This is a genomic window from Comamonas sp. Tr-654, from assembly GCF_011752915.1.
GTDB lineage: Bacteria > Pseudomonadota > Gammaproteobacteria > Burkholderiales > Burkholderiaceae_C > Comamonas.
In genome coordinates, this window is record NZ_VWWQ01000003.1 from 133,277 (window position 1) to 158,415 (window position 25,139).

Sequence of the window (25,139 nt, forward strand, 5' to 3'; positions counted from 1 at the left end):
CGGCCTTTGGAGAGAGGACAAAGCGCCTTCTTATTTGCGACGCTGCAGCCAGGCGATCAGCTCGCCCATGATGCCCTTGCGGAACAACAGCACACACAGCACAAAGATCAGGCCGGTGACGATGGTGACCGATTCGCCCAGCGTGCCAAACCATTCCACTCCCGTGATGTGCGCAAGAAAGGTACCGAACTCGCCGATCTTGTTTTCCAGCGCCACGACGACGGCCGAACCCAGCAGCGGACCCGACAGCGTGCCCAGACCACCCATCAGCGTCATCAGAATCACATGCCCGGAGGTGGTCCAGTGCACATCGGACAGGGTGGCAAAACCCAGCACCAGGGTCTTGAGGGAACCAGCCAGACCCGTCAGGGCCGCAGAGATGACAAAGGCCAGCAGCTTGAAGCGGTTGACGTCATAGCCCAGCGAGATGGCGCGCGGCTCGTTCTCCTTGATGGCCTTGAGCACCTGCCCGAACGGCGAATGGATGGTGCGCACGATGAGCAGAAAGGCCGCCACAACGATGACCAGAGCCACGTAGTACATGACCATATCGCTGCTCAGATCGATCACGCCGAACAGCTTGCCGCGCGGCACGCCCTGCAGGCCGTCTTCGCCGCCCGTGAACTTGGCCTGCAGTGCGACAAAGAACAGCATCTGCGCCAGCGCCAGCGTGATCATGGAGAAATAAATGCCCTGGCGGCGAATGGCCAGCCAGCCAAAGATCAGGCCCAGCAGAGCGCCGACCAGCGTGCCCAGCAGCATGCCGATCTCGGGGGTGAAGCCCCAGGCCTTGATGCTGTAGCCCGCCACATAGGCCGCGCCACCCAGAAAAGCCGCATGACCAAAGGACAGCAGGCCCGTATAGCCCAGCAGCAGATTGAAGGCTGAAGCAAACAGTGCAAAGCACATCAGCTTCATCACGAAAACGGGATAGGCACCGAGGAAGGGCGCGACGATCAGGCCCAGCAGCAGCAGGCCATAGCCCACGGGGGCAATGCGTTGAACAAGCGTCTTGGATTTCATGTCGTGCCCCTCTTATTTTTCTTTACCGAACAAGCCAGCGGGGCGAATCAGCAAAACAATCACCATGATGAAAAACACGACGGTGGACGAGGCCTCGGGCCAGAAAACCTTGGTCAGTCCCTCAATGACGCCCAGCGCCAGACCGGTGAGGATGGAGCCCATGATGGAGCCCATGCCGCCGATCACCACCACGGCAAAGACCACGATGATGAGGTTCTGCCCCATCAGCGGCGTGACCTGGTAGACCGGTGCTGCCAGCACGCCGGCAAAGGCGGCCAGCGCGGCACCGAAGGCATAGGTCAGCGTGATCATCACGGGCACGTTGACACCGAACGCCTCGACCAGACGCGGGTTTTCGGTGCCGGCACGCAGATAGGCACCGATGCGCGTCTTCTCGATCACAAACCAGGTTGCCACGCACACCACGATGGAAGCCACGACTACCCAGGCGCGGTAATTGGGCAGGATCATGAAGCCCAGATTGGTCGCGCCCTCGAGCAGCTCGGGCGTGTCATAGCCCAGGCCCGAGACGCCATAGACGGAGCGGAACACCCCCTCGATCAGCAGCGACAGTCCCAGCGTCAGCAGCAGGCCGTAGAGATGATCGAGCTTGTAGATCCAGCGCAGCAAAAAGCGCTCGATCAACACCCCCAGAATCCCCACCAGCACCGGCGACAGGATCAGCATCACCCAGTAGTTGATGCCGAAATAGCTCATGGCCATCCAGGTGCACATGGCCCCCAGCATGAACAGGGCGCCATGCGCAAAGTTGATGACATTGAGCAGGCCGAAGATCACGGCCAGGCCCAGACTCAGAATTGCGTAGAACGAACCGTTGACCAGCCCCAGAAGGAGCTGGCTCATCAGGCCGGGCAATGAAACGCCGAAGATTTCCATGAGAGATACGCTGGTGAGGGTGAGGTCTGCATCAAACCGGTAGTGCTATTACTTCCAGAGCGCGCACTTGGTTTCGGCCTTGGTGGTCCAGACCGTCTCGGCGGGCAGCTTGGTCAGTACCTTGAGGTAGTCCCAGGGCTTGGTGGATTCGCTGGGCTTCTTGGCTTCGACCAGATACATGTCGTGAGCGAAAGTGCCGTCGGGACGGATCACGCCCTTGCCGTAGAAGTCGTTGATGGGCGTGCTCTTGAGGTGGGCCATCACCTTGTCGGCATTGGTGGTCTTCACCGCTTCGACAGCCTTCAGATAGTTCATCACGGCCGAGTAGTCGGCGGCCTGCACATCGGTAGGCATGCGCTTGGTCTTGGCGAAGAACTTGTTGGCGAACTTGCGCGATTCGTCGTTCATATCCCAGTACCAGCTGGTGGTGTGCAGCAGGCCTTCGGTGTTCTTCAGACCCAGGCTGTGGATGTCGGTCAGGAAGACCAACAGACCGGCGGTCTTCATGGTCTTGTTGATGCCGAACTCCTTGGCCGCCTTGATGGCATTGATGGTGTCGCCGCCCGCATTGGCCAGACCCAGGATATGGGCCTTGGAGCTTTGTGCCTGCAGCAGGAAGGACGAGAAGTCCGAGGCATTGAGCGGATGCTTGACCGAGCCCAGCACCTTGCCGCCCTTGGCGTTGATGACCTTGGTGGTGTCGGCCTCCAGAGCCTGACCGAAGGCATAGTCGGCCGTCAGGAAGAACCAGTCCTTGCCGCCGCGATCCACCACGGCACCGCCCGTGCCCTTGGCCAGGGCCACGGTGTCGTAGGCGTAGTGCACGGTATAGGGGTTGCACTGCTCGTTGGTCAGCGCGGAAGAACCCGCGCCGCTGTTGAAGTGAACGCGCTTTTTCTCGTTGGCGATCTGGGAAACCGCCAGTGCCGTGCCGGAGTTGGTGCCGCTGAAGACCATGGAGATACCCTGCGTATCAATCCATTCGCGCACCTTGGAGGCAGCGATGTCGGCCTTGTTCTGATGGTCTGCACTGACCAGCTCGATGGGCTGGCCCAGGGCCTTGCCGCCGAAGTCGTCGATCGCCATCTGCATGGCGACCGCACCGTTCTTGCCCTCCACGTCTGCGTACAGGCTGGACATATCGGTGACGAAACCGATCTTCACTTTTTCCTGGGCCTGGGCCAGGGGGCTGGACAGACCGGCCACGGCCAGCATGCAAGAGAGAACGCTCAGTTTTGCTTTCATCTTTATCTCCACGGGTTGGATCTCTGTTGTGAACGAATGGGAGCTGCTTGAAGGCTCAGACGCCCAGCAGCTCGTTGAGCACGGACATCTTCTCGTCCAGTTCGCTGGCTCCGAAGCGCAGGGCGACATGGCCATGCTCGACCACATAGAAGCGGTCGGCCAGCGGGGCGGCAAAGCGGAAGTTCTGCTCCACCATCACGACGGTGTAGCCTTTCTCGCGCAGCGTAGTGATCATCCGAGCCAGGGTCTGGACGATGACAGGGGCCAGGCCTTCGGAAATTTCGTCGAGCAGCAACAGGCGCGCGCCCGTGCGCAGAATCCGCGCCACCGCCAGCATCTGCTGCTCGCCGCCCGACAGGCGCGTGCCCTGGCTATTCCTGCGCTCATAAAGATTGGGGAACATCTGATAGATCTCGTCGATGCTCATCCCTGGCTCGCCAGTCTTGAGCGGCGGCGGCAGCATCAGGTTCTCTTCGCAGGACAGGCTGGAGAAAATGCCGCGCTCCTCGGGGCAGTAGCCCACGCCCAGGTGGGCGATCTTGTGCGTCGGCATGTGAATGGTTTCCACGCCGTTGATCCTGATCGAGCCCTTGCGCGAGCCGGTCAACCCCATGATGGCGCGCAGCGTGGAAGTACGCCCCGCGCCATTGCGGCCCAGTAGGGTCACTACCTCGCCGGGATTGACCACCAGATCCATGCCATGCAGCACATGGGATTCGCCATACCAGGCATTGAGTCCCGAAATTTCCAGCGCCGGAGTACTTGTCTTATTCATTGTTCATCTGATCTCAAAACTGGCACGAACCCAAGTCAGAAACACCAAGCAAGGGCCGCCCCGCAGCGATGGTGTTGTCCCCCTCAGGGGGAAGCCGCGTGAGCGGCACAGGGGGAGCCTTCAATGCGCCCCCTGAAGCTGCCCATCCGTAGTCCCCATATAGGCTTCCATCACCTGCGGATTGCGGGAAACCTCTTCGTAGCGACCTTCGGCCAAAACCGCGCCGCGCTGCAGCACGGTGATGCGGTCGGCTATGGTGGCGATCACCTTCATGTTGTGCTCCACCATCAGGATGGTGCGACCGGCCGAGACCTTCTTGATGAGCTGTGTCACGCGGTCCACGTCTTCATGGCCCATGCCCTGCGTGGGCTCGTCCAGCAGCATCAGCTCGGGCTCCATGGCCAGCGTGGTCGCAATTTCCAGGGCGCGCTTGCGTCCATAGGGCAGGTTCACGGTCACTTCATCGGCCAGGTCCTGCAGACCGACTTCGGTCAGCAACTCCATGGCGCGGTCGTTGAGCTGATTGAGCGTCTTTTCGCTGGTCCAGAACTGGTAGGCCGTGCCCAGCTTGCGCTGCAGACCGATGCGTACGTTCTCCAGCAGGGTGCAATGCGGAAAGACGGCGGAAATCTGAAACGAGCGAATCACACCGCGTCGGGCAATCTGTGCCGGCGCCTCGCGGGTAATGTCCGCCCCATTGAACTGAATGCTCCCGGAAGTGGGCTCCAGAAACTTGGTCAGCAGATTGAAGCAAGTGGTCTTGCCCGCGCCGTTGGGCCCGATCAGCGCGTGAATGGAGCCACGCTGCACGGCCAGATCCACCTTGCTGACCGCGGTAAAGCCTTTGAACTCTTTGGTGAGTTGCCTGGTTTCGAGAATAAGGTCGCTCATGCGCTGGCCGTCAGTCCTGAATGCTGCAAAACAAAGAGGCAGCACCTTGCCGTGCTTCCTCTGCCTGAGCGGCATCTTGGTCTTTCATGCTGCAGTGCCGCAGCGGGAAACTCCTAGGGGTGGTGCCAGTCGAGACTTATGCTTTCCCTAATCCCTTGTAAAACAAGTATCCAGAGCAGGAGTAATTACAAACTTCAAAATACCGATGGCAAACCGGTCCCACAAGAGACAGAGGTACTCCAAAGGATGTCAGCATCCACTTCGGAAGCCTCAACAAGCTTATCCCTTATATGTATTGCGCTATCAATATTAATGAGACGAAATGGAATATGCGCCCGCAGCACAGCGGCTCCCCAGATTGCCCCTGATGCCGTAAACCCTGAGTTTCTTAATGCCCACTGAAGTAACTGGGTTACTAGCCCAATGCGCGCAAATATGCTTGCTATTTGTCGCCCTCAAAAACCCAGGACGACAAAGATCAGCCATTCCACTATTGATTCAGAAGCTGCTTCCGCTTTATTTATATGAATTTCATATCGTTTTATTTCCGAAATACATAGCTAACGTGCGATAGCAGCTATCAAAATATTTTGTCATCGATGCAGAAGCGCATGTCTGAAAAACCGGCGGCACTGCTCTTGAGTTCCGGCGTGAAAACGCATGGAATAAAACCCCGTGCAGAACTGTTTACTGCTGGTCAACCACAAGGAGAGACCTCATGTTTCGCATCGCTTCGCTGACGCTCGCTTCTGCCGCCCTGCTGGCGGCCTGTTCGACCGGCCCGGCCGCCCCGGCCAAGTCTCCTGCCACCACCCTCAATGGCGTGCTGGTAGGACCGACCCAGATGACGCTCTACGTCTTTGACAAGGATGCCGCAGGTTCCGGCAAAAGCGTCTGCAACGGCGGCTGCGCCACCAACTGGCCGCCTCTGATGGCACCTGCGAATGCAGCGCCGATCGGCGACTGGACCGTGGTGATGCGCGACGACGGCAGCAAGCAATGGGCTTACAAGGGCCGCCCCCTCTATCACTGGGTCAAGGATGCCAAGCCCGGCGACATGACGGGTGACGGCTTCCTCAACAATAGCTGGCATGTCGCCAAGCCTTGAGTGAAGGTCGACGCCGCCCTGGTCCATATTCCCCGCCTGCGCCGCTATGCGCGCGCGCTGGCGGGCGATACTGCGCTGGCAGACGATCTGGTCCAGGACACGCTGGAGCGCGCCTGCCAGAAGTGGGCCCTGTGGCAGCCGCCGGCCGCCGCCTCGGCCGAGCAGGTGCAAAAGGCCTTGCTCAGCTGGCTGCTGACCTTGATGCACAACCTGTACGCCAATCAGTGGCAGCAGTCCTCGCGGCATCGCATGGTGGTGCTTGACGAGGCCCAGGACACGCCACACGACCCCATGCCCAGGCTGGCGCTGCAGCTGGATCTGGAGCGGGCCCTGTCCCATCTCACGCCGCAGGCCCGCGAGGTATTGCTGCTGATCGGCATGGAGCAGTTCAGCTATGGCGAAGCCGCGCAGATGCTGGGCGTTCCCGTGGGAACGGTGATGTCGCGCCTCTCGCGCGCCCGCGAGCAACTCAGGCGCCTCATGGAAGGAGAAAGACCCGCGACGACCGTGTTGAGGGCTGTCAAATGAAGGAAAGTGCAATGACACCCCAGCGCCCCGATGAAACCACGCTGCATGCCTGGGTGGATGGAGAGTTGCAGCCCGATGCCGCTGCGGCGGTGGCGCAATGGCTGGCCGAACACCCCGATGAAGCAGCGCGCATGGCCGCCATTCAGGCCCAGAACGCCAGCCTTCAGGCACTGCATGCGCAATTGCTCGAAGAGCCGGTACCGCCCCAGCTCATCCGGTCTCTGCAAAAGCCGGCACTACAGTGGCGCTGGCCACATGCACTGGCCGCAGGCCTCATGCTCAGCGTGGGCCTGGGACTGGGCTATGGTGCGGGCCAGCAGAAATCCGGCTCGCCGCCGGCCGACACAGCCGCTCAATTGCCGGGCTTTGTGCGCGAGGCGGCGGCGGCCCATGCCGTCTATGTGCCCGAGCAGCGCCACCCCGTCGAAGTAGCGGCGCAGCAGCAGGCGCATCTGGTGCAGTGGCTGTCCAAGCGGCTGGGTGTTGCGCTCAAGCCGCCGGTGCTGGAAGCCCAGGGCTTTCATCTCATGGGCGGACGACTGCTGCCCGGAGAGACCGGTCAGGCCCGCGCCCAGTTCATGTACGAGGATCAGGCAGGCCAGCGTGTCACCCTGTATGTCTCGGTGCTCAACCCCGAGACGGCTGCCACTTCCGCTCCTGCCTCCTTTCAGTGGAGCAGCGACGGCGCAAGCCATGGCTTTTACTGGATAGAGGGCCGGCAAGGCTATGCCTTGAGTGCGTCCCTGCCGCGCGAGCGCCTGCAGGCTCTGGCCAATGCGGTCTATCAGCAACTGAACTGAGGCCGCAGGCCTCCGACCTGCGGCAGGGTTGGCCTACTGCAGGCTGCCGCCGCCTTCGCCGCTGGCCGACTCGGGCAAGGCCAGGGGCAGAACGCCAATGCCCTCTTCGATCAGCTCCATGGCCTCCCGGGCACTGGTCTGACCGCGAATAGCGCGTTCCTCGGTTTCGCCGTAGTGAATGCGGCGCGCCTCTTCGGCAAATTTCTTGCCGACATCCTCGCTGCTCTGCGCGACCTTGCGCGACCACTGCATCCATGCTGCCTGCATGGACTGAAGATGTGCGCGCGCCTCGGCGCTGATTTCGGGACTGGCCGCAGGAAGTGCCGGCGCTGCGACAGGGGGCGGTTGCGAAGCCTGGACAGCCTTGGGCGGCTGTGCGCCCAGATTGAGCCGAGGAGCACTCAAGCGCTTGGTCACATCGCTGTCGCCGCAAACAGGGCATTGCACCAGCTTGCACTGCAGCTGATTCTGAAAATCATCTTCCGAAGCAAACCAGCCTTCGAAGACATGGCCTGCAGGGCAGTGAAGATCAAGCACTTTCATGGCGCCACTCAACCCTTGCGGTGAACCAGATAGCGATAAACAAAGCCGGGAAATGCCAGCGTCAGAAACAGCGTAGCAGTGATGGCATAGAACTCCCAACCTTGGGGAGATATCTGGCCGGCGCGGCGCTCCAGCAGCAAGCCCAGGCCGCCCACCAGCAGATACAGGGCAATCATTTCCAGCAGGCGCACCCACAGCGGTTTGCGACCGGCCATGACGGGGCCGACAATGCCCAGACGCTGGTTGATAAAAGGCAAATTGGCTGCCACAAGGGCAGCCAAGATGATGAGCCAGATAGAGGCGGTTATAGACACAAAGCCATTCCTAGAAAAAGCGATGAGGGCATCAAGCCCTCATCACGTTCGTCTTATCAGGAAGCCAGGGCACGCACAACGGCGTCAGCACACAAGGCCATCAGCCCGCCAGGCAGGATGCCCAGCAGCAGAACCAGCGCACCGTTGATCGTCAGCACAACGCGCACATCCAGAGGAGCAGACACGCTGGTAGCAGTGATTGGAGCATCAAAGTACATGACCTTGACCACGCGCAGGTAATAGAAGGCACCGATCAGCGACATGATCACGGCAAACACGGCCAGACCGATGTAGAGGCTGCTGCCCGAAGCCACCAGTGCCTGCAGCACGGACAGCTTGGCGTAGAAGCCTACCAGCGGAGGAATACCGGCCATGGAGAACAGGCAGATGGCCATCACGCCAGCGTACAGCGGGCTGCGCTGGTTCAGGCCGGCCAGATCGGCGATCTCTTCGCTTTCAAAGCCTTCACGGGCCAGCAGCAGGATCACGCCGAAGGAAGCCAGAGCGGTCAGCACATAGGTCACGATGTAGAACATCGCCGAGCTGTAGGCGTTTTCGACGGTGGCAGGATCGACCTTGCCATCCACCACACCCGACATCAGACCCAGCAGCACAAAGCCCATCTGGGAAATCGTCGAGTAAGCCAGCATGCGCTTGAGGCTGGTCTGCTGCAGACCGGCCAGATTGCCGATGAGCAGCGAGCAGACGGCCAGAACCATCAGCATCTGCTGCCAGTCGATGGCCAGGGGCAGCAAACCGTCCACCAGCAGGCGGATGGTCATGGCGAAGGCAGCCAGCTTGGGCGCGCCGCCGATCAGGGCAGTGATGGCCGTAGGTGCACCCTGGTAGACGTCGGGCACCCACATGTGAAAGGGAACCACACCCAGCTTGAAGGCCAGACCGGCGACCACGAAGACCAGACCGAAGACCAGCACCTGGTGCTTGATTTCACCGGAATTGATGGCCTTGAAGACCTGGCCGATATCCAGCGAACCGGTGGCACCGTAGAGCATGGACATGCCGTACAGCAGGAAACCGGAAGCCATGGCACCCAGCACGAAGTACTTCATGGCGGCTTCGACGGCCACAGTGTGGTCGCGGCGCAGAGCCACCAGCGCATAGCTCGACAGGGTCAGCAGCTCCAGGCCCAGGTACAGGACCAGGAAGTTGTTGCCGCTGATCATGATGAACATGCCCAGCAGGGCCAGCATGGACAGCGTGAAGAACTCACCGCCACGCAGCATGTCGCGCTCGGCCGCATAGGGGCGACCGTAGACCATGGTGATCATCATGGCGATAGTGGCAAAGCACTTGAGCCAGTTGCCCATGGCGTCCGAGACAACCATGTTGCCCCAGCCGTAGAAGGTATTGCCGCTTGCGGCGTACATGCCCTGCATCACCGCTACGACAAGCAGGGTGAGCATGGTCAGAACATAGGTGCCGGTGCGACGGGCACTATTGATGCCCAGGTCCACCAAGGCAATGACGCAGGCCATGACCAGGAGAGTGATCTCCGGGTAGATCGCCAGCCAGCTGATGTTGTCAATCATCTCGTGTCTCTCGTTTCAGTCTGGTCAGTTGAGCTTGCTCACAGCCACATGCTTGATGAGCTCTGCCACAGACACATCCATCACATCGGTGAAGGGCTTGGGATAAAGACCCATGACCAGCACAGCCGCAGCCAGCACGCCCAGCACCAGGAATTCGCGGCAGTTGATGTCCTTGAGTTCAGCCACATGGTCGTTGGCCACATCACCCAGGTACACGCGCTTGTACATCCACAGGGTGTAGGCAGCGCCGAAGATCAGGGCGGTTGCAGCGCCCAGACCAATCCAGAAGTTGTATTGCACGGCGCCCAGGATCACCATCCACTCGCCGACGAAGCCGGCAGTGGCGGGCAGACCGCAGTTGGCCATGGCAAACAGCAGGGCAAAGGCAGCGAACTTGGGCATGGTGTTGACCACGCCGCCGTAAGCGGCGATCTCACGCGAGTGAACGCGGTCGTAAAGCACGCCGATGCACAGGAACATCGCGCCGGACACGAAGCCGTGGGCAATCATCTGCACCAGGCCGCCGGCAATGCCCAGGCTGTTGAACATGAAGAAGCCCAGGGTCACGAAACCCATGTGCGCCACGGACGAATAAGCCACCAGCTTCTTCATGTCCTTTTGCACCAGAGCCACCACACCCACATAGATCACGGCAATCAGCGACAGCGTGATCATCAGGCCCGACCACTCATGCGCCGCATCGGGAGCGATGGGCAGCGAGAAGCGCAGGAAGCCATAGGCACCGAGCTTCAGCATGATGGCGGCCAGCACTGCGGAGCCACCGGTAGGCGCTTCGACGTGAACGTCGGGCAGCCAGGTGTGAACCGGGAACATGGGCACCTTCACGGCAAAAGCGGCGAAGAAGGCGAAGAAGATCAGCGTCTGTGCGGTGCCGGACAGGGGCAGTTTGTGCCAGTCCAGGATCTCGAAGCTGCCGCCCGACTGGGTGTACAGATAGATCAGTGCAACCAGCGTGAGCAACGAGCCCATCAAGGTGTACAGGAAGAACTTGAAGGCCGCGTAGATACGGTTCGGGCCGCCCCAGATACCGATGATCAGATACATCGGGATCAGGGTGGCTTCGAAGAACACGTAGAACAGCATGCCGTCCATGGCGGCGAACACACCGATCATCAGACCCGACAGGATCAGGAACGCGCCCATGTACTGGTTCACGCGCTCGGTGATGTTGGCCCAGGAGGCGATCACCACGATGACGGTGATGAAGGCTGTCAGCGGCACAAACCACATGGAGATGCCATCCACGCCCAGGTGGTAGTGGATGTTGAAGCGCTCAATCCAGAGTGCATTTTCCACAAACTGCATATTGGCAGTCGTGGTGTCGAAGCCGGTGATCAGAGGAATGGTCACCGCAAAGCCGATCAGCGCACCGATCAGGGCCAGCCAGCGCACCGCGTTGGCCTGCCCTTCTTTGCTGAAGGCCAGCAGGAGGGCGCCGAAAGCGATCGGCACCCAGATAGAAAGACTCAACAAACCCATTTTTGTTTTTCCCCTACTACTTGTTGAGCCACACGAAGTACGTCATGAGGGCAACGATACCCAGCAGCATGACCAACGCGTAGTGATAGAGATAGCCTGTTTGCAGGCCACGCACCCACTGACCGAACTTGGCCATGAGCTTCCAGGAGCCATTGACGATGGCGCCATCGATGATGGCCTGATCGCCGGCCTTCCAGAAGAAGGTACCGAAGGCACGGGCGCCGCGGGCGAAGATGTTCTCGTACACCCAGTCCACGCCGTACTTGCCTTCCAGAACCTGGTACAGACCAATCTTCTTGGAGAAAGCCATGATGGCGGCAGGAATCTCGGGCTTGACCATGTAGAACACATAGGACACCACCACACCGGCCAGGGCCAGCCAGAACGGTGCGGCCGTGAAGCCGTGCAGAGCCATCGGCACCCAGCCGTGAATCTGCTCGGCCAGTTCGGCCATGGCACCGTGCTTGGAGCCATCGACGGTGATCACGCCCTTGAAGAAGTCGCCAAACAGCATGGGCATCAGTGCAATCGCACCGATCACCACCGAAGGAATGGCCAGCAGCATCAGGGGACCGGTCACCACCAGAGGCGACTCATGGGGCTTGGCGTCATGGCCGTGGCCATGGTCGTCATGACCATGGTGGTCGTCATGGTGCGCGTCGGGGTTCTGGTCGTAGCGTTCCTTGCCGTGGAAGACGATGAAGTACAGACGGAAGGAGTAGAAAGCCGTGATGAACACACCGGCCAGTACTGCAAAGTTGGCAAAGCCGGCTGCAGGCAGGTTGGAAGCGTGAACCGCCTCGATGATGGCATCCTTGGAGTAGAAGCCCGAGAAGAAAGGCGTGCCGATCAGCGCGAGGTTACCCAGCAGGAAGGTGATCCAGGTGATGGGCATGTACTTGCGCACGCCGCCCATCCAGCGGATGTCCTGATTGTGGTGCATGCCCATGATGACGGAGCCCGCACCGAGGAACAGCAGAGCCTTGAAGAAGGCGTGGGTCATCAGGTGGAACACGGACACCGAGTAGGCCGAAACGCCCAGAGCGATGGTCATGTAGCCCAGCTGGGACAGCGTGGAGTACGCGATCACGCGCTTGATGTCGTTCTGGATGATGCCCAGGATACCCATGAACAACGCCGTGATGGAGCCGATCACCAGGATGAAGTTCAGCGCAGCGTCCGACAGCTCGTACAGGGGAGACATGCGCGACACCATGAAGATACCGGCCGTCACCATGGTCGCCGCGTGAATCAGCGCGGAGATAGGTGTGGGGCCTTCCATGGAGTCCGGCAGCCAGGCGTGCAGCGGGAACTGGGCCGACTTGCCCATCGCGCCGATGAACAGGCAGATGGCAGTCACGGTCACCAGCAGCCAGCCCGTGCCGGGCAGCTGGGTGTTCTGGATCTCGGGCAGCTTGGCGAAGATTTCAGAATAGTTCAGCGTGCCGGTGTAGGCAGCGATCAGACCAATGCCCAGAATGAAGCCGAAATCACCCACGCGGTTGACCAGGAAGGCCTTCATGTTGGCGAAGATGGCCGTGGGCTTCTTGTAGTAGAAGCCGATCAGCAGGTAGGACACCAGACCCACGGCTTCCCAGCCGAAGAACAGCTGCAGCAGGTTGTTGCTCATCACGAGCATCAACATGGAGAAGGTGAACAGCGAGATATAAGAGAAGAAACGGTTATAGCCGTCGTCTTCCTCCATGTAGCCCATGGTGTAGATGTGCACCATCAGCGACACAAAGGTCACCACGCACATCATCATCACCGTGATGGAGTCGATCAGGAAACCGACTTCCATCTTCAGACCGCCGACCACCATCCAGGTGTAGATGGTTTCGTTGAACGTTGCGCCGTCGAACACGACAGCCTGGAACGTGAGGGCCGACAGAACGAAGGCCACGAGCACGCCCAGAATCGTCAGGGAGCTGCTGCCGGTGCGACCAATCTTGTTGCCGCCAAAGGCCGTGCCCCAGATACCCGCGAGTGCGGAGCCGACCAACGGTGCCAACGGCACCGCGAGCAGCATGGATGCAGAAAGGGTTTGACTCATTTCTTGAGAACCTTGCAAGTTACGGCGGACTCAACCCTTGAGGGCGTTGAGGTCTTCCGCATCGATGCTTGTCTTGTTACGGAACAGCAGCACCAAGATCGCCAGACCGATGGCCGATTCAGCAGCAGCCACTGTCAGGATGAAAAACACGAACACCTGGCCGTGCATGTCGCCCAGATAGCTGGAAAACGCGACAAAGTTCATGTTCACGGCCAGAAGCATCAGCTCGATGGCCATGAGCAAGACGATCAGGTTCTTGCGGTTCAGAAAGATGCCAACCACGGAGAGTGCAAACAGCATGGCACCCAGCGTCAGGAAGTGGCCCAAAGTCAGCGTCATGCTTTTGTCTCCACAGCAGGCGCTGCAGCCGCGGCTTCAGCGTCAGGTTTTTGTGCAGGCTTGGTGCTGTCGACCTTGACCAGCTTGATGCGGTCAGTGGCGCGCACACGAATTTGATCTGCAGGGTTCATGGCCTTGCTGTCCTTGCGCTTGCGCAGCGTCAGGGCAATTGCGGCAATCATGGCCACCAGCAGGATCACGGCTGCGATTTCCACGGGATACAGGTATTCCGTGTACAGCAGCTTGCCCAGAGCCTGTGTGTTCGAGTAAGGAACGGTCTGACCAGCGGCATTGACCATGGTCGTGCCAACGGCCTTGGCGTCTTCGACGTCGCCGAAGCCGCCCATCAGCACCATGCCCATTTCAAAGGCGATCAGCACACCGATCAGGGCGGCAAACGGGAAATGCTTCCAGAAGCCGCGGCGCATGGCGTCGATACGGATATCGAGCATCATCACCACGAACAGGAACAGCACCATCACAGCGCCCAGATAGACCAGCACCAGAGCGATGCCGAGGAATTCAGCCTTGAGCAGCAGCCAGATGGCAGCCGCTTGCGAGAAGGCCAGAATCAGATTGAGCACGGCATGCACAGGGTTGCGGGCCGTGACAACCCGGAAGGCTGCAAACAGCAGCACGACCGAGAACAGATAGAAAAAACCAGTTTTGGCGTCCATGGATCGAATCTTTTCAAGTGATCAAGGAGCCGCTTCAGCGGTACTTGGCATCTGCCGCCTTGTTGGCAGCGATCTCGGCTTCGTAACGGTCACCCACTGCCAGGAGCATGTCCTTGGTGAAGTAGAGATCACCGCGCTTTTCGCCGTGGTATTCGAAGATGTGCGTCTCCACGATGGAGTCCACCGGGCAGCTTTCTTCGCAGAAGCCACAGAAGATGCACTTGGTCAAATCGATGTCGTAGCGCGTGGTACGGCGTGAGCCGTCGTCACGCACATCGGACTCGATGGTGATGGCCATGGCAGGGCACACGGCCTCGCAAAGCTTGCAGGCAATGCAGCGCTCTTCGCCGTTTTCATAACGGCGCAGGGCGTGCAGACCACGGAAGCGTGGCGACTGAGGTGTTTTTTCCTCAGGGAACTGCACCGTGATCTTGCGACGGAAGGTGTAGCGGCCAGTCAGGGCCATGCCCTTGGCCAGTTCCCAGAGCATGAAGCTCTTGAGGAAATCCTTGAAGGAGAAAGGTGTTGCAGCTACTGCAGACATACGTACTCCGCTTATTTCCAGATGTTCCAGGGCGAGTACAGCCAAGCACCCACAACCACCAGCCACACCAGGGTGACGGGAATGAAGATCTTCCAACCCAGACGCATGATCTGGTCATAACGGAAGCGCGGGAAGGTAGCGCGAATCCAGATGAAGCACGACACCACCAGGAAGGTCTTGATCGCCAGCCAGATCCAACCGGGGATGAAGCCCAGGAAGTCGAATGGAGGCAGCCAGCCGCCCAGGAACATGATCACGGCCAGGATGGAGACCAGCCACATGCTCGCGTATTCGGCCAGGAAGAAGACCGCAAAGCCCATGCCCGAGTACTCGACCATGTGACCAGCCACGATTTCGGCTTCGCCTTCGACCACGTCAAACGGGTGACGGTTGGTTTCGGCAACGACCGAGATCAGGTAGACGATGAAGATGGGCAGCAGTGGCAGCCAGTTCCAGGACAGGATGCTCATGCCCATGGATGCGAACTGACCTTGACCCTGACTCATCACGATGGCCGACAGATTCATGCTGCCCGTGACCATGATGACCACCAGGAAACAGAAGCCCAGCGCGATTTCGTAGCTCACCATCTGAGCCGAGGCGCGCAGTGCGCCCAGGAACGCGTACTTGGAGTTGGAAGCCCAGCCCGCAATGATCACGCCATAGACTTCGATGGAAGTGATGGCCATCAGCAGCAGCAGACCTGCGTTCACGTTGGCCAGGGCCACATCGGGAGCGAAGGGAATCACCACCCAGGCCGCCAGGGCCGGCATGATGGCCATGACGGGGCCCACATAGAACAGGCCCTTGGCAGCAGCCGTGGGCTGAATCAGTTCCTTGGTCAGCAGCTTCAGGCCGTCAGCCAGAGGCTGCAGCAGACCCGAAGGACCCACGCGGTTGGGGCCCAGACGGATTTGCATGAAACCCAGCAGCTTGCGTTCCCACAGCGTGAGGTAGGCCACGGCACCCATCAGGGGAGCCACGATGGCCACGATGCCGAGCAGAATCCAGATGACGGGCCAGGCCACATCGGTCCAGAAAGGAGCGGCGGACAGGCCCGCGCCCCAGGCTTTCAATGCGTCGATCATGCGGCGCCTCCCTCACGAACCTGACGAGCGTCAGCCGTCAATTGCAGCGACGTAGCGCGGCGCACGATGCTGTCGAGCTGGTAAATGCTGGCGACTGCAGGCGCAGTCACAGCGCCGGCAGGCACTGCGCTCACGGCCTGGGCCGCGTTGCTCAGCACATTGGCGGGCACTTGGGCAGCGTCGCCAGTGGCCTCAGCCAGCACGTCTTGCGACGTTTCATAGTCCACGCCCTGAACACCCATCAGGTTGGCCAGCACGCGCAGCACCTTCCATGCGGGACGTGTGTCGGCCAGAGGCTTGACCACGGCATGGAAGCTCTGCAGACGGCCTTCGGCGTTGACGAAGCTGCCCGAGGTTTCCGTGAACGGAGCAATGGGCAACAGCACATCGCTGAATTCCAGGTTGGCCTTGAAGGGGCTCAGTGTCACCACCATCTCGGCCTTGTTCAGACCTGCGATGGCGGCCTTGCCGGCAGCGCTGTCGAACTCGGGCTCGTTGTTCAGCAAGATGGCAGCCTTCAGGCCACCCTCAATCATCTGAGCCGCATTCAGACCGTTGGCAGCAGGCATGGCCTTGACCCATTGCGCGCCCACGGTGTTGGCGGCTTCGGTCAGATAGCCCACGGCGGCGCCGGTCTGCTCGGCAACCCAGTTGGCCAGAGCCAGCAGTGCGGAAGCCTGAGCATGGTGCGCTGCGGCATTGCCCAGCAACACGGCCTTCTGTTCACCGGCCAGCAGGGCGGCGGCAATCGCCTTGGCTTCGTCATGGACCTGACCTGCCACGGGAGCCGAGACACCCTTGGCTTCGGCCACGGCAGCGGCCACATCGGCCAGGGCCTGAGCCCAGTCGCCGGCTGCGACCACCGAGGCGTTGGCGGGCAAGGCCCAGTCATAGACGCGATCGTTGATGGCGAAGACCTTGCAACCCTTCTTGGCAGCCTGGCGGATGCGCTGTGCGAACAGCGGATGGTCCTTACGCAGGTTGGAGCCCACGATCAGAGCCGACTGCAGAGCGCTCAGTGCGGCGATGGGCAGACCCAGCCACTGCACGCCTTGCGTGGCAGCAAACTCGGCATTGCGCAGACGGTAGTCGATGTTGTCGCTGCCGATGCCGCGCACCAGCTTGCCAGCCAGGAACAGCTCTTCCACCGTGCTGTGCGGGCTGACCAGAGCTCCGATGGCGCTGGCGCCATGGTTGTTCTTGATCTGCTGCAGGCCGTTGGCCACATATTCCAGAGCGGTCTGCCAGTCAACTTCCTTCCACTCGCCGCCCTGCTTGAGCATGGGCTTGGTGAGACGTTCGTCGCTGTTCAGCGCTTCGTAGGAGAAGCGGTCGCGGTCGGCAATCCAGCATTCGTTGACTTCTTCGTTCTCGAAGGGCACAACGCGCATGACCTTGTGGTTCTTGACCTGAACGATCAGGTTGGAACCTGTGGAGTCGTGCGGAGCTACCGACTTGCGGCGCGACAGTTCCCAGGTACGGGCGCTGTAGCGGAAGGGCTTGCTGGTCAACGCGCCCACGGGGCAGATGTCGATCATATTGCCCGACAGCTCGGAGTCCACGCTATCGCCCACCACGGTTGTGATCTCGGAGTGCTCGCCGCGGTGAATCATGCCCAGTTCCATGACGCCGGCCACTTCCTGGCCAAAGCGCACGCAACGTGTGCAGTGAATGCAGCGGCTCATTTCCTCCATGGAAATCAGCGGCCCCACGTTCTTGTGGAACACCACGCGCTTTTCTTCTTCGTAGCGCGAAGAGCTGCTGCCATAACCCACTGCCAGATCCTGGAGCTGGCATTCGCCGCCCTGGTCGCAGATAGGGCAGTCCAGCGGGTGATTGATGAGCAGGAACTCCATCACCGACTGTTGTGCCTTGATGGCCTTCTCGCTCTTGGTGCGCACGATCATGCCTTGCGTCACTGGCGTGGCGCAGGCGGGCATGGGCTTGGGAGCCTTTTCCACATCCACAAGGCACATGCGGCAGTTGGCCGCAATGGATAGCTTCTTGTGGTAGCAGAAGTGAGGAATATAGGTGCCGGCCTTCTCGGCTGCATGCATGACCATGCTGCCTTCAGTCACCTCGACCTTTTTTCCGTCCAGTTCAATTTCAACCATATGCTTGTCTCGCGATCAGGCGCTCATGCAGCCTGTTTGGAAGCGTTCTGGATCTTCGCTTCGAACTCGTGGCGGAAGTGCTTGATCATGGCGCGAACCGGCATGGCTGCCGCGTCGCCGAGCGCACAGATGGTGCGGCCCATGATGTTCACGGATACCGAGTCCAACAGCTCGATATCTTCCGGACGGCCTTCGCCGTGCTGAATACGGTTCACCACGCGCCACAGCCAGCCCGTACCTTCACGGCAGGGCGTGCACTGGCCGCAGGACTCGTGCGAATAGAAGTACGACAGACGCAGCAGGCACTCGACCATGTCGCGCGAATCATCCATCACGATCACGGCGCCCGAACCCAGCATGGAACCCGCCTTGGAGATGGAGTCATAGTCCATCGTGCAGTCCATGATGATGTCGGCAGGCAGCACGGGCGACGAAGAGCCGCCGGGGATCACCGCCTTGAGCTTGCGACCGGTGCGCACACCGCCCGCCAGTTCCAGCAGCTTGCTGAAAGGCGTGCCCATGGGAACTTCATAGTTGCCGGGCAGGTTCACGTCGCCGCTGACCGAGAAGATCTTGGTGCCGCCGTTATTGGGCTTGCCGCATTCCAGATAGGCCTGGCCACCGTTGCGGATGATCCAGGGAACGGCTGCGAAAGTCTCGGTGTTGTTGATGGTCGTGGGCTTGCCGTACAGACCGAAGCTGGCGGGGAACGGTGGCTTGAAGCGGGGTTGACCCTTCTTGCCTTCCAGCGATTCCAGCAGCGCGGTTTCCTCGCCGCAGATGTAGGCGCCAAAGCCATGGTGAGCATGCAGCTGGAAGCTGAAGCTGCTGCCCAGGATGTTGTCACCCAGGTAGCCGGCAGCACGGGCTTCTTCCAGGGCTGCCTCGAAGCGATCATAGACTTCGAAGATTTCACCGTGGATGTAGTTGTAGCCGATGCTGATGCCCATCGCGAAAGCGGCAATGATCATGCCTTCGATCACGATGTGCGGGTTGAACATCAGAATGTCGCGGTCCTTGCAGGTACCGGGTTCGCCCTCATCCGAGTTGCAGACCAGATGCTTCTGACCGGGGAACTGGCGGGGCATGAAGCTCCACTTCAGACCCGTGGGGAAGCCCGCACCGCCACGGCCGCGCAGGCCGGATTCCTTGAGCGTCGCGATGACCTGATCCTGCGTCAGGCCTTCTCCGCCGTCCTTGCCCAGCAGCTTGCGCAGGGCCTGATAGCCGCCGCGTGCTTCGTAGTCCTTGATGGACCAGTTGCTGCCGTTCAGATCCGCATAGATCTGGGGGTTGATGTGACGGTCGTGGAAGCAGGTCTCGTTGCCGGTCGATGCGAACTTGGCCAGCACGGCATTGGCGGCAGGATTGTTCAGAATCGTGCTCATGCCTTGCCCTCCGCAGCGCGCAGGCCATCAACCAGCTCGTCGAGCTTTTCATTGCTCATGAAGCTGCACATGCAACGGTCGTTGACCAGCATCACGGGCGAATCGGCGCAGGCGCCCAGGCACTCGGACTGCTGTAGCGTGAACAGGCCATCCTTGGTGGTCTCGCCCATCTTGATGCCCAGCTTGTGCTCCAGATGGTGCAAGGCCTTGTAGCCGTCGCGCAGCTGGCATGGCAGATTGGTGCAGACATTGAGCTTGTACTTGCCAACGGGTTGCTGGTTGTACATGTTGTAGAAAGTGGTGACTTCGTGCACCGCAATCTCGGCCATGCCCAGGACTTCGGCAATCACTGCCTCGCTTTCCTGGCTGACCCAGCCCTGCTCCTGCTGCACGATAGACAGGCAAGCCATGACGGCAGACTGTTTCTGGTCAGCCGGATACTTTGCCACCTCACGCGCAAAGCGTTCTCTGGTCGCTTCGGTAATCATCGGTCAACGTCTCCAAACACGATGTCCAGGGTACTGAGCACCATCACGGCGTCAGCCAGCATATGGCCACGGCTCAGTTCATCGAGAGCAGCCATGTGCGCAAATCCTGGTGGACGAATCTTCAGTCGATAGGGCTTGTTGGCGCCATCGCTGATCAAATAAATGCCGAACTCACCCTTGGGATGCTCGACGGAAGCGTAAGCCTCGCCTTCGGGAACCTTGAAGCCTTCGGTAAAGAGCTTGAAGTGGTGAATCAGCTCTTCCATGTTGGACTTCATGGCTTCACGGCTGGCGGGCGCAACCTTGTGATTGTCCGTGATCACCGGGCCGGGATTGACACGCAGCCAGTCCACGCATTGCTTGATGATCTTGTTGGACTCGCGCATTTCGGCCATGCGGACCAGATAGCGGTCGTAGCAGTCGCCCGTGGCACCCACCGGAATATCGAAGTCCAGCTTGTCGTAGACCTCGTAGGGCTGGGTCTTGCGCATGTCCCAGGGCAGGCCCGAGGCACGCAGCATGGGACCGGTCAGACCCAGATTGATGGCGCGCTCTGCAGACACCACGCCGATGCCGACGTTGCGCTGCTTCCAGATACGGTTGTCGGTCAGCAGGGTTTCGTACTCGTCCGCGCACTTGGGGAAGCGCTGCGTGAAAGCATCGATGAAGTCCAGCATCGAACCCTTGCGGTCTTCGTTCATGGCCTCCATGGAGCGCACATTGCGCACCTTGCTGGCCTTGTACTGGGGCATGCTGTCCGGCAGGTCACGATACACGCCACCGGGACGGAAGTAGGCCGCGTGCATACGTGCACCCGACACGGCTTCGTACATGTCCATCAGCGCTTCACGCTCACGGAAGCTGTAGATCAGGATGGTCGAGCTACCGGCATCGTTGCCCGAGGAACCCAGCCACATCAGGTGATTCATGATGCGGGTGATTTCCGAGAACATCACACGGATGTACTGGGCGCGGATGGGCACTTCGATGCCCATCAGCTTTTCGATGGCCAGGCAGTAAGCGTGCTCGTTGCTCATCATCGAGCAGTAATCCAGGCGGTCCATATAGGGCAGCGACTGGATATAGGTCTTGCTTTCGGCCAGCTTTTCGGTCGCGCGGTGCAGCAGGCCGATGTGCGGGTCGGCGCGCTGCACCACTTCGCCATCGAGCTCCAACACCAGACGCAGCACACCATGCGCTGCCGGGTGCTGCGGACCAAAGTTCAGGGAATAGTTCTTGATTTCAGCCATGGTCTTCCGTCAAAAGGCGACGTGCGCCTTTAGTGCAGGCCTCCGCCGTAGTTGTCTTCACGAATGATGCGCGGCGTGATTTCGCGCGGCTCGATCGTGACGGGCTGGTACACCACACGTTGCTGTTCGGCGTCGTAGCGCATTTCCACGTGACCGGACAGGGGGAAATCCTTGCGGAACGGATGGCCGATGAAGCCATAGTCGGTCAGGATGCGGCGCAGGTCTTCGTGACCTTCGAACACGATGCCGAACAGATCGAAGGCTTCGCGCTCGAACCAGTTGGCCGAATTCCAGATCGGATTGATCGAAGCCACCACGGGGAAATCGTCATCGGCACAGTACACGCGCACACGCAGACGCTGATTCAGCGTCAGGGACATCAGATGGGACACCACGGCGAAACGCGGACCGTCCTTGCCGACTTCCGCATAAGTGGAGTAGTCCACGCCGCACAGGTCCAGCAGCATCTCGAACTGGCAGTCCGGAGCGTTGCGCAGGATCTGCATCACGTCCAGATACTGGCCGGCAGACACTTCCACCGTCACTTCGCCGTAGGCCAGAGTGACAGAGCGCACCTTGTCACCCAAGGCAGCCGTAACCACATCCCGAAGCTTTTCGGGGTGAATAGCAATTGCAGTCATCTCAGCCCCTTAAACGCGAGCGATGGTGTGGGTACGACGAATCTTCTGCTGCAGCTGGATGATGCCGTAGATCAGCGCTTCCGCTGTCGGAGGGCAACCAGGCACATAGACGTCGACGGGAACGATGCGATCGCAACCGCGCACCACCGAGTAGCTGTAGTGATAGTAACCACCACCATTGGCGCAGGAGCCCATGGAGATGACCCAGCGCGGCTCGGACATCTGGTCATAGACCTTGCGCATCGCAGGAGCCATCTTGTTGCACAGCGTACCGGCAACAATCATCAGGTCAGAGTGGCGGGGGCTGGCACGGAACACTTCGGAGCCGAAGCGACCGATGTCATAGCGGGCAGCAGCTGCGTGCATCATCTCCACCGCACAGCAGGCCAGGCCAAACGTCATGGGCCAGATCGACCCTGTCTTGGCCCAGTTCACCACCGTGTCATAACTGGTGGTGACGAAGCCTTCCTTCATCACGCCTTCGATCATCGTGTTTCCTCAGAAAAGCTGCTTATTCCCAATCCAGGGCGCCTTTTTTCCACTCGTAGGCGAAGCCCACGACCAGAATGGCCAGGAAAATCAGGACAGCAACAAAACCCACGCCGCCAACATCTTTGAGTGCGACAGCCCAGGGCAGCAGAAATGCGATTTCCAAGTCAAACAGAATGAACAGGATGGCAACCAGGTAATAGCGCACATCGAATTTCATTCGAGCGTCGTCAAACGCCTCGAAACCGCATTCGTAGGGAGAGTTCTTGGCAGCATCAGGGCGGTTGGGACCCAGCACGTAGCCGAGAGCCAGGGGTACAACACCCACAGCCATGCCGATAAGAATGAACAGAAGAACGGGAAGGTACTGATCGATGTTCATCGAGTGGGCCTTGTTATGAAAACATGCCTCACCGATCACTGCCTGATCAGCAGGGCAGGTTTTTAGTTATGTGTTGGTGCCGTCGGCGAGACTCGAACTCGCACAGCTTTCGCCACTACCCCCTCAAGATAGCGTGTCTACCAATTCCACCACGACGGCTTCGTCTCAAAGTCCGGCAATCTCTGGAACCTTCATTGCAAAGATTCTGATCCCCAGACAATCCCTAGATTCTAGCCTGAAAAACCCCACTCTTTGGGGTTCTTCAGGATTTTCTCAAATTATTTTGTTGGGATCTGGGCTGCACCCTCTGCAGGAGCAGCAGGAGGCACGGCAGCATCACCGGTAGTTGTTGCAGGCGGCACAGCTGTAGCAGGCGCGGGAGCCGACACAGGAGCGCCCTCAAGCACGCTGCCCGAGCTCACCGGACGGGCATTACCCAGATAAGCCAGTGCCAATGTCGCCACGAAGAACACCGTGGCCAGAGCCGCCGTGGAACGCGACAGGAAGTTGGCACTGCCCGAGGCGCCAAACAGGCTGCCCGACGAGCCGCTGCCAAAGGAAGCCCCCATATCTGCACCCTTGCCGTGCTGCATGAGGATGAGGCCGATCATGCCCAGAGCGGCCAGCATCTGGACCGCGAGAATGACGCTGGAAAAGACGTTCATATCAAAACCTAAAAGTCTGAATCATTGCGCACCACACCGAAGTGCGGCGCAGACGAATTATTGCGCTGCCGCAATAATGGAGAGGAAATCCGGGGCCTTGAGAGCCGCGCCACCGATCAGGCCACCGTCAATATCGGCCTGAGCCAGCAGCTGTGCCGCATTGCCTGCATTCATGCTGCCACCGTAAAGCACTGGCACGCGAGCGGCCTTGTCGCTGGCTGCAGCCAGCTGCGCACGCAGCACGGCATGAACCTGCTGGGCCTGCTCAGGCGAGGCGGTCTTGCCGGTACCGATGGCCCAGACAGGCTCATAGGCCACCACCAGCTCGCTCACGCACGGGCCGACCTGATGAATCACGGCTGCCAGCTGACGCTTGACCACGGCTTCGGTCTGACCCGCTTCACGCTCCGCCAGGGTTTCGCCCACGCAGACGATGGGCGTGATGCCCTTGGCCAGCACGGCCTGGGCCTTGGCGGCAACCACGGCATCAGTCTCGCCATGATACTGACGACGCTCAGAGTGACCGACCAGCGCATAGCGCACGCCGAACTCCTTGAGCATGGTGGCCGAAACCTCGCCCGTGAATGCACCCTGCTCGTGCTGGGACACATCCTGCGCGCCCACACCAATGGAGGTACCCGCAAGTTCCGCCTGGACCTGAGCCAGATAGAGAGCAGGGGCAGCCACGGCCACGCCCGCCTTGTTGCCAGCAGGCAAGCCCTGCTTGATGGCCTGCAGCAAAGCGGCATTGGCAGCCAGGCTGCCGTTCATCTTCCAGTTGCCAACAATGAGTTTTTGCTTCATGTTTCCCAAGTCAAAACGATTTTTCCGGTGTGCTGGCTGGATTCCATCAGCGCATGAGCCTGCGCCGCATCAGCAGCATCGAATTCACGATAAATGGCTGGGCGTACCTTGCCGGACTCCAGCAGGGGCCAGACATTGCGCTTGAGCGCCTCGGCAATCGCCGCCTTGAAGGCCACGGAACGCGGGCGCAGCGTGGAGCCGGTCACGGTCAGTCGCTTGCGCAGCACCAGGCCGGCATCGAACTCGGCCTTGACGCCGCCCTGCACCGCAATGATGACCAGGCGGCCATCAGGAGCCAGGCATTGGACCTCGCGCGCCACATAGCTGCCGGCGACCATGTCGAGGATGACGTTGACGCCTTCGCCCGACGTGATGCGCTGCACCTCTGCCGCAAAATCCTGTGTCTTGTAGTTGATGGCGTGATCGGCTCCGAGCTTGAGGCAGTCATCGCACTTGGCATCACTGCCCGCCGTGACAATGACCGTCGCGCCCCAGGCCTTGGCCAGCTGAATCGCCGTCACGCCAATGCCGCTGCTGCCGCCCTGCACCAGCAAGGTTTCGCCGGGCTGCAGAGCCCCCCGGTCAAACACATTGCTCCAGACCGTGAAAAAGGTCTCGGGCAAGGCAGCCGCCTGCACGTCGCTAAAGCCCTCCGGCACCGGCAAACATTGATCCACGGGCGCAGCACAGAAACTCGCATAGCCGCCACCAGCCACCAGCGCGCAGACGCGGTCGCCGAGCTTGAAGCCCGCCTTGCGCATGGCCGCCTCGTCGCCCGCCACGATCACACCCGCCACCTCAAGCCCCGGAAGATCGGAGGCACCGGGAGGCGGCGCGTAATGACCTTTGCGCTGCAGCACATCGGGGCGATTGATGCCGCTCGCAGCAACGCGAATCAGCACCTCCCCCTCAGTCGCCACCGGCATGGGACGTACACCCATGCGCAGCACGTCTGGCGCGCCATAGCTGGTGATTTCCACCGCTCGCATTGTGTTGGCTTCCATAGTCAGGCTTTGCTTTATCAAAGAAATCAGGCTCAAACG

General features: G+C 60.1%; 27 protein-coding genes and 1 tRNA gene. 3 read left to right on the forward strand and 25 right to left on the reverse strand.

The genetic code is table 11. The annotated features are described in order from the left end of the window. Positions 1 to 30: 30 nt before the first annotated feature. The 5 genes from F3J24_RS10240 to F3J24_RS10260 all read right to left on the reverse strand — a co-directional run bounded on the left by F3J24_RS10240 (position 31) and on the right by F3J24_RS10260 (position 4,831). Complete coding sequence (locus F3J24_RS10240) at positions 31 to 1,023, reverse strand: branched-chain amino acid ABC transporter permease (protein WP_167005568.1); 993 nt, start codon at positions 1,021 to 1,023, stop codon at positions 31 to 33. Positions 1,024 to 1,035: 12 nt separating this feature from the next. After that, positions 1,036 to 1,920, reverse strand: coding sequence for a branched-chain amino acid ABC transporter permease (locus F3J24_RS10245; protein ID WP_003057801.1), 885 nt, complete (start codon positions 1,918 to 1,920; stop codon positions 1,036 to 1,038). Positions 1,921 to 1,968: 48 nt separating this feature from the next. Continuing rightward, the gene (locus F3J24_RS10250) at positions 1,969 to 3,165 is read right to left on the reverse strand and encodes an ABC transporter substrate-binding protein (protein ID WP_003064413.1); all 1,197 of its coding nucleotides are present in this window, start codon (positions 3,163 to 3,165) and stop codon (positions 1,969 to 1,971) included. Positions 3,166 to 3,220: 55 nt separating this feature from the next. Further along, positions 3,221 to 3,940: an ABC transporter ATP-binding protein gene (locus tag F3J24_RS10255; RefSeq protein ID WP_003064410.1), complete on the reverse strand. Its 720-nt coding sequence runs from the start codon at positions 3,938 to 3,940 to the stop codon at positions 3,221 to 3,223. A 120-nt stretch (positions 3,941 to 4,060) separates the two neighbouring features. Then, positions 4,061 to 4,831: an ABC transporter ATP-binding protein gene (locus F3J24_RS10260; RefSeq protein ID WP_003057809.1), complete on the reverse strand. Its 771-nt coding sequence runs from the start codon at positions 4,829 to 4,831 to the stop codon at positions 4,061 to 4,063. A gap of 718 nt (positions 4,832 to 5,549) precedes the next feature. Here F3J24_RS10260 and F3J24_RS10265 point away from each other — a divergent pair. The 3 genes from F3J24_RS10265 to F3J24_RS10275 are packed head-to-tail and all read left to right on the forward strand — an operon-like array spanning position 5,550 to position 7,267. Further along, entirely contained in the window at positions 5,550 to 5,939 is a 390-nt protein-coding gene (locus tag F3J24_RS10265; RefSeq protein ID WP_050872264.1) for a hypothetical protein, read from the forward strand. Then, positions 5,940 to 6,467 carry an RNA polymerase sigma factor gene (locus F3J24_RS10270; RefSeq protein WP_167005571.1) on the forward strand — a complete coding sequence of 176 codons (528 nt, stop codon included), beginning with the start codon at positions 5,940 to 5,942 and terminating at the stop codon, positions 6,465 to 6,467. It abuts the gene before it with no gap. Positions 6,468 to 6,478: 11 nt separating this feature from the next. Beyond that, the gene (locus F3J24_RS10275) at positions 6,479 to 7,267 is read left to right on the forward strand and encodes an anti-sigma factor (protein WP_167005574.1); all 789 of its coding nucleotides are present in this window, start codon (positions 6,479 to 6,481) and stop codon (positions 7,265 to 7,267) included. A 33-nt stretch (positions 7,268 to 7,300) separates the two neighbouring features. Here F3J24_RS10275 and F3J24_RS10280 read toward each other — a convergent pair whose 3' ends face one another. The 20 genes from F3J24_RS10280 to F3J24_RS10375 form a co-directional block, all read right to left on the reverse strand. Then, on the reverse strand, positions 7,301 to 7,810 hold the full coding sequence (locus tag F3J24_RS10280) for a DUF1178 family protein (protein ID WP_167005577.1): 510 nt from the start codon (positions 7,808 to 7,810) through the stop codon (positions 7,301 to 7,303). Between the two features lie 8 nt (positions 7,811 to 7,818). Further along, positions 7,819 to 8,124, reverse strand: coding sequence for a DUF2818 family protein (locus tag F3J24_RS10285; protein WP_003057814.1), 306 nt, complete (start codon positions 8,122 to 8,124; stop codon positions 7,819 to 7,821). 56 nt (positions 8,125 to 8,180) lie between these two features. Beyond that, a complete protein-coding gene (gene nuoN / locus F3J24_RS10290) occupies positions 8,181 to 9,674 on the reverse strand; it encodes an NADH-quinone oxidoreductase subunit NuoN (RefSeq protein WP_003057815.1) in 1,494 nt (497 codons plus the stop codon). Between the two features lie 24 nt (positions 9,675 to 9,698). Further along, positions 9,699 to 11,174, reverse strand: coding sequence for an NADH-quinone oxidoreductase subunit M (locus tag F3J24_RS10295; protein ID WP_019043772.1), 1,476 nt, complete (start codon positions 11,172 to 11,174; stop codon positions 9,699 to 9,701). A gap of 16 nt (positions 11,175 to 11,190) precedes the next feature. Beyond that, on the reverse strand, positions 11,191 to 13,227 hold the full coding sequence (gene nuoL, locus F3J24_RS10300) for an NADH-quinone oxidoreductase subunit L (protein WP_205244710.1): 2,037 nt from the start codon (positions 13,225 to 13,227) through the stop codon (positions 11,191 to 11,193). A 30-nt stretch (positions 13,228 to 13,257) separates the two neighbouring features. Further along, positions 13,258 to 13,566 (reverse strand): NADH-quinone oxidoreductase subunit NuoK, encoded by a 309-nt coding sequence (gene nuoK, locus F3J24_RS10305; RefSeq protein WP_003057821.1) that lies wholly within the window; start codon positions 13,564 to 13,566, stop codon positions 13,258 to 13,260. Next, on the reverse strand, positions 13,563 to 14,243 hold the full coding sequence (locus tag F3J24_RS10310; protein WP_167005580.1) for an NADH-quinone oxidoreductase subunit J: 681 nt from the start codon (positions 14,241 to 14,243) through the stop codon (positions 13,563 to 13,565). Before F3J24_RS10310 ends, nuoK begins: the two co-directional genes overlap by 4 nt. A gap of 34 nt (positions 14,244 to 14,277) precedes the next feature. Further along, positions 14,278 to 14,787 (reverse strand): NADH-quinone oxidoreductase subunit NuoI, encoded by a 510-nt coding sequence (nuoI, locus tag F3J24_RS10315; protein ID WP_003057824.1) that lies wholly within the window; start codon positions 14,785 to 14,787, stop codon positions 14,278 to 14,280. An 11-nt stretch (positions 14,788 to 14,798) separates the two neighbouring features. Further along, entirely contained in the window at positions 14,799 to 15,875 is a 1,077-nt protein-coding gene (nuoH, locus tag F3J24_RS10320) for an NADH-quinone oxidoreductase subunit NuoH (protein ID WP_003057825.1), read from the reverse strand. Further along, positions 15,872 to 17,989, reverse strand: coding sequence for an NADH-quinone oxidoreductase subunit NuoG (nuoG, locus tag F3J24_RS10325; protein WP_167005583.1), 2,118 nt, complete (start codon positions 17,987 to 17,989; stop codon positions 15,872 to 15,874). Before nuoG ends, nuoH begins: the two co-directional genes overlap by 4 nt. 23 nt (positions 17,990 to 18,012) lie before the next feature. Continuing rightward, a complete protein-coding gene (nuoF, locus tag F3J24_RS10330; RefSeq protein WP_003057828.1) occupies positions 18,013 to 19,377 on the reverse strand; it encodes an NADH-quinone oxidoreductase subunit NuoF in 1,365 nt (454 codons plus the stop codon). After that, positions 19,374 to 19,865 (reverse strand): NADH-quinone oxidoreductase subunit NuoE, encoded by a 492-nt coding sequence (nuoE, locus tag F3J24_RS10335; RefSeq protein WP_003057829.1) that lies wholly within the window; start codon positions 19,863 to 19,865, stop codon positions 19,374 to 19,376. The genes nuoF and nuoE overlap by 4 nt, the downstream gene beginning before the upstream one ends. After that, positions 19,862 to 21,115, reverse strand: a complete 1,254-nt coding sequence (locus F3J24_RS10340) for an NADH-quinone oxidoreductase subunit D (RefSeq protein WP_003057830.1) — start codon at positions 21,113 to 21,115, stop codon at positions 19,862 to 19,864. The genes nuoE and F3J24_RS10340 overlap by 4 nt, the downstream gene beginning before the upstream one ends. A 29-nt stretch (positions 21,116 to 21,144) precedes the next feature. Further along, positions 21,145 to 21,756, reverse strand: coding sequence for an NADH-quinone oxidoreductase subunit C (locus tag F3J24_RS10345; RefSeq protein WP_167005586.1), 612 nt, complete (start codon positions 21,754 to 21,756; stop codon positions 21,145 to 21,147). Between the two features lie 9 nt (positions 21,757 to 21,765). Continuing rightward, complete coding sequence (locus F3J24_RS10350; RefSeq protein WP_003057832.1) at positions 21,766 to 22,245, reverse strand: NADH-quinone oxidoreductase subunit B family protein; 480 nt, start codon at positions 22,243 to 22,245, stop codon at positions 21,766 to 21,768. Positions 22,246 to 22,267: 22 nt separating this feature from the next. Next, a complete protein-coding gene (locus tag F3J24_RS10355; RefSeq protein ID WP_003057834.1) occupies positions 22,268 to 22,627 on the reverse strand; it encodes an NADH-quinone oxidoreductase subunit A in 360 nt (119 codons plus the stop codon). Between the two features lie 74 nt (positions 22,628 to 22,701). Continuing rightward, positions 22,702 to 22,786: transfer RNA gene (locus tag F3J24_RS10360), tRNA-Leu, on the reverse strand. Positions 22,787 to 22,905: 119 nt separating this feature from the next. After that, on the reverse strand, positions 22,906 to 23,292 hold the full coding sequence (gene secG / locus F3J24_RS10365; RefSeq protein ID WP_167005589.1) for a preprotein translocase subunit SecG: 387 nt from the start codon (positions 23,290 to 23,292) through the stop codon (positions 22,906 to 22,908). A 57-nt stretch (positions 23,293 to 23,349) separates the two neighbouring features. After that, on the reverse strand, positions 23,350 to 24,096 hold the full coding sequence (tpiA, locus tag F3J24_RS10370) for a triose-phosphate isomerase (RefSeq protein ID WP_167005592.1): 747 nt from the start codon (positions 24,094 to 24,096) through the stop codon (positions 23,350 to 23,352). Then, a complete protein-coding gene (locus tag F3J24_RS10375; protein WP_167005595.1) occupies positions 24,093 to 25,100 on the reverse strand; it encodes an NAD(P)H-quinone oxidoreductase in 1,008 nt (335 codons plus the stop codon). Before F3J24_RS10375 ends, tpiA begins: the two co-directional genes overlap by 4 nt. Positions 25,101 to 25,139: the final 39 nt, after the last annotated feature.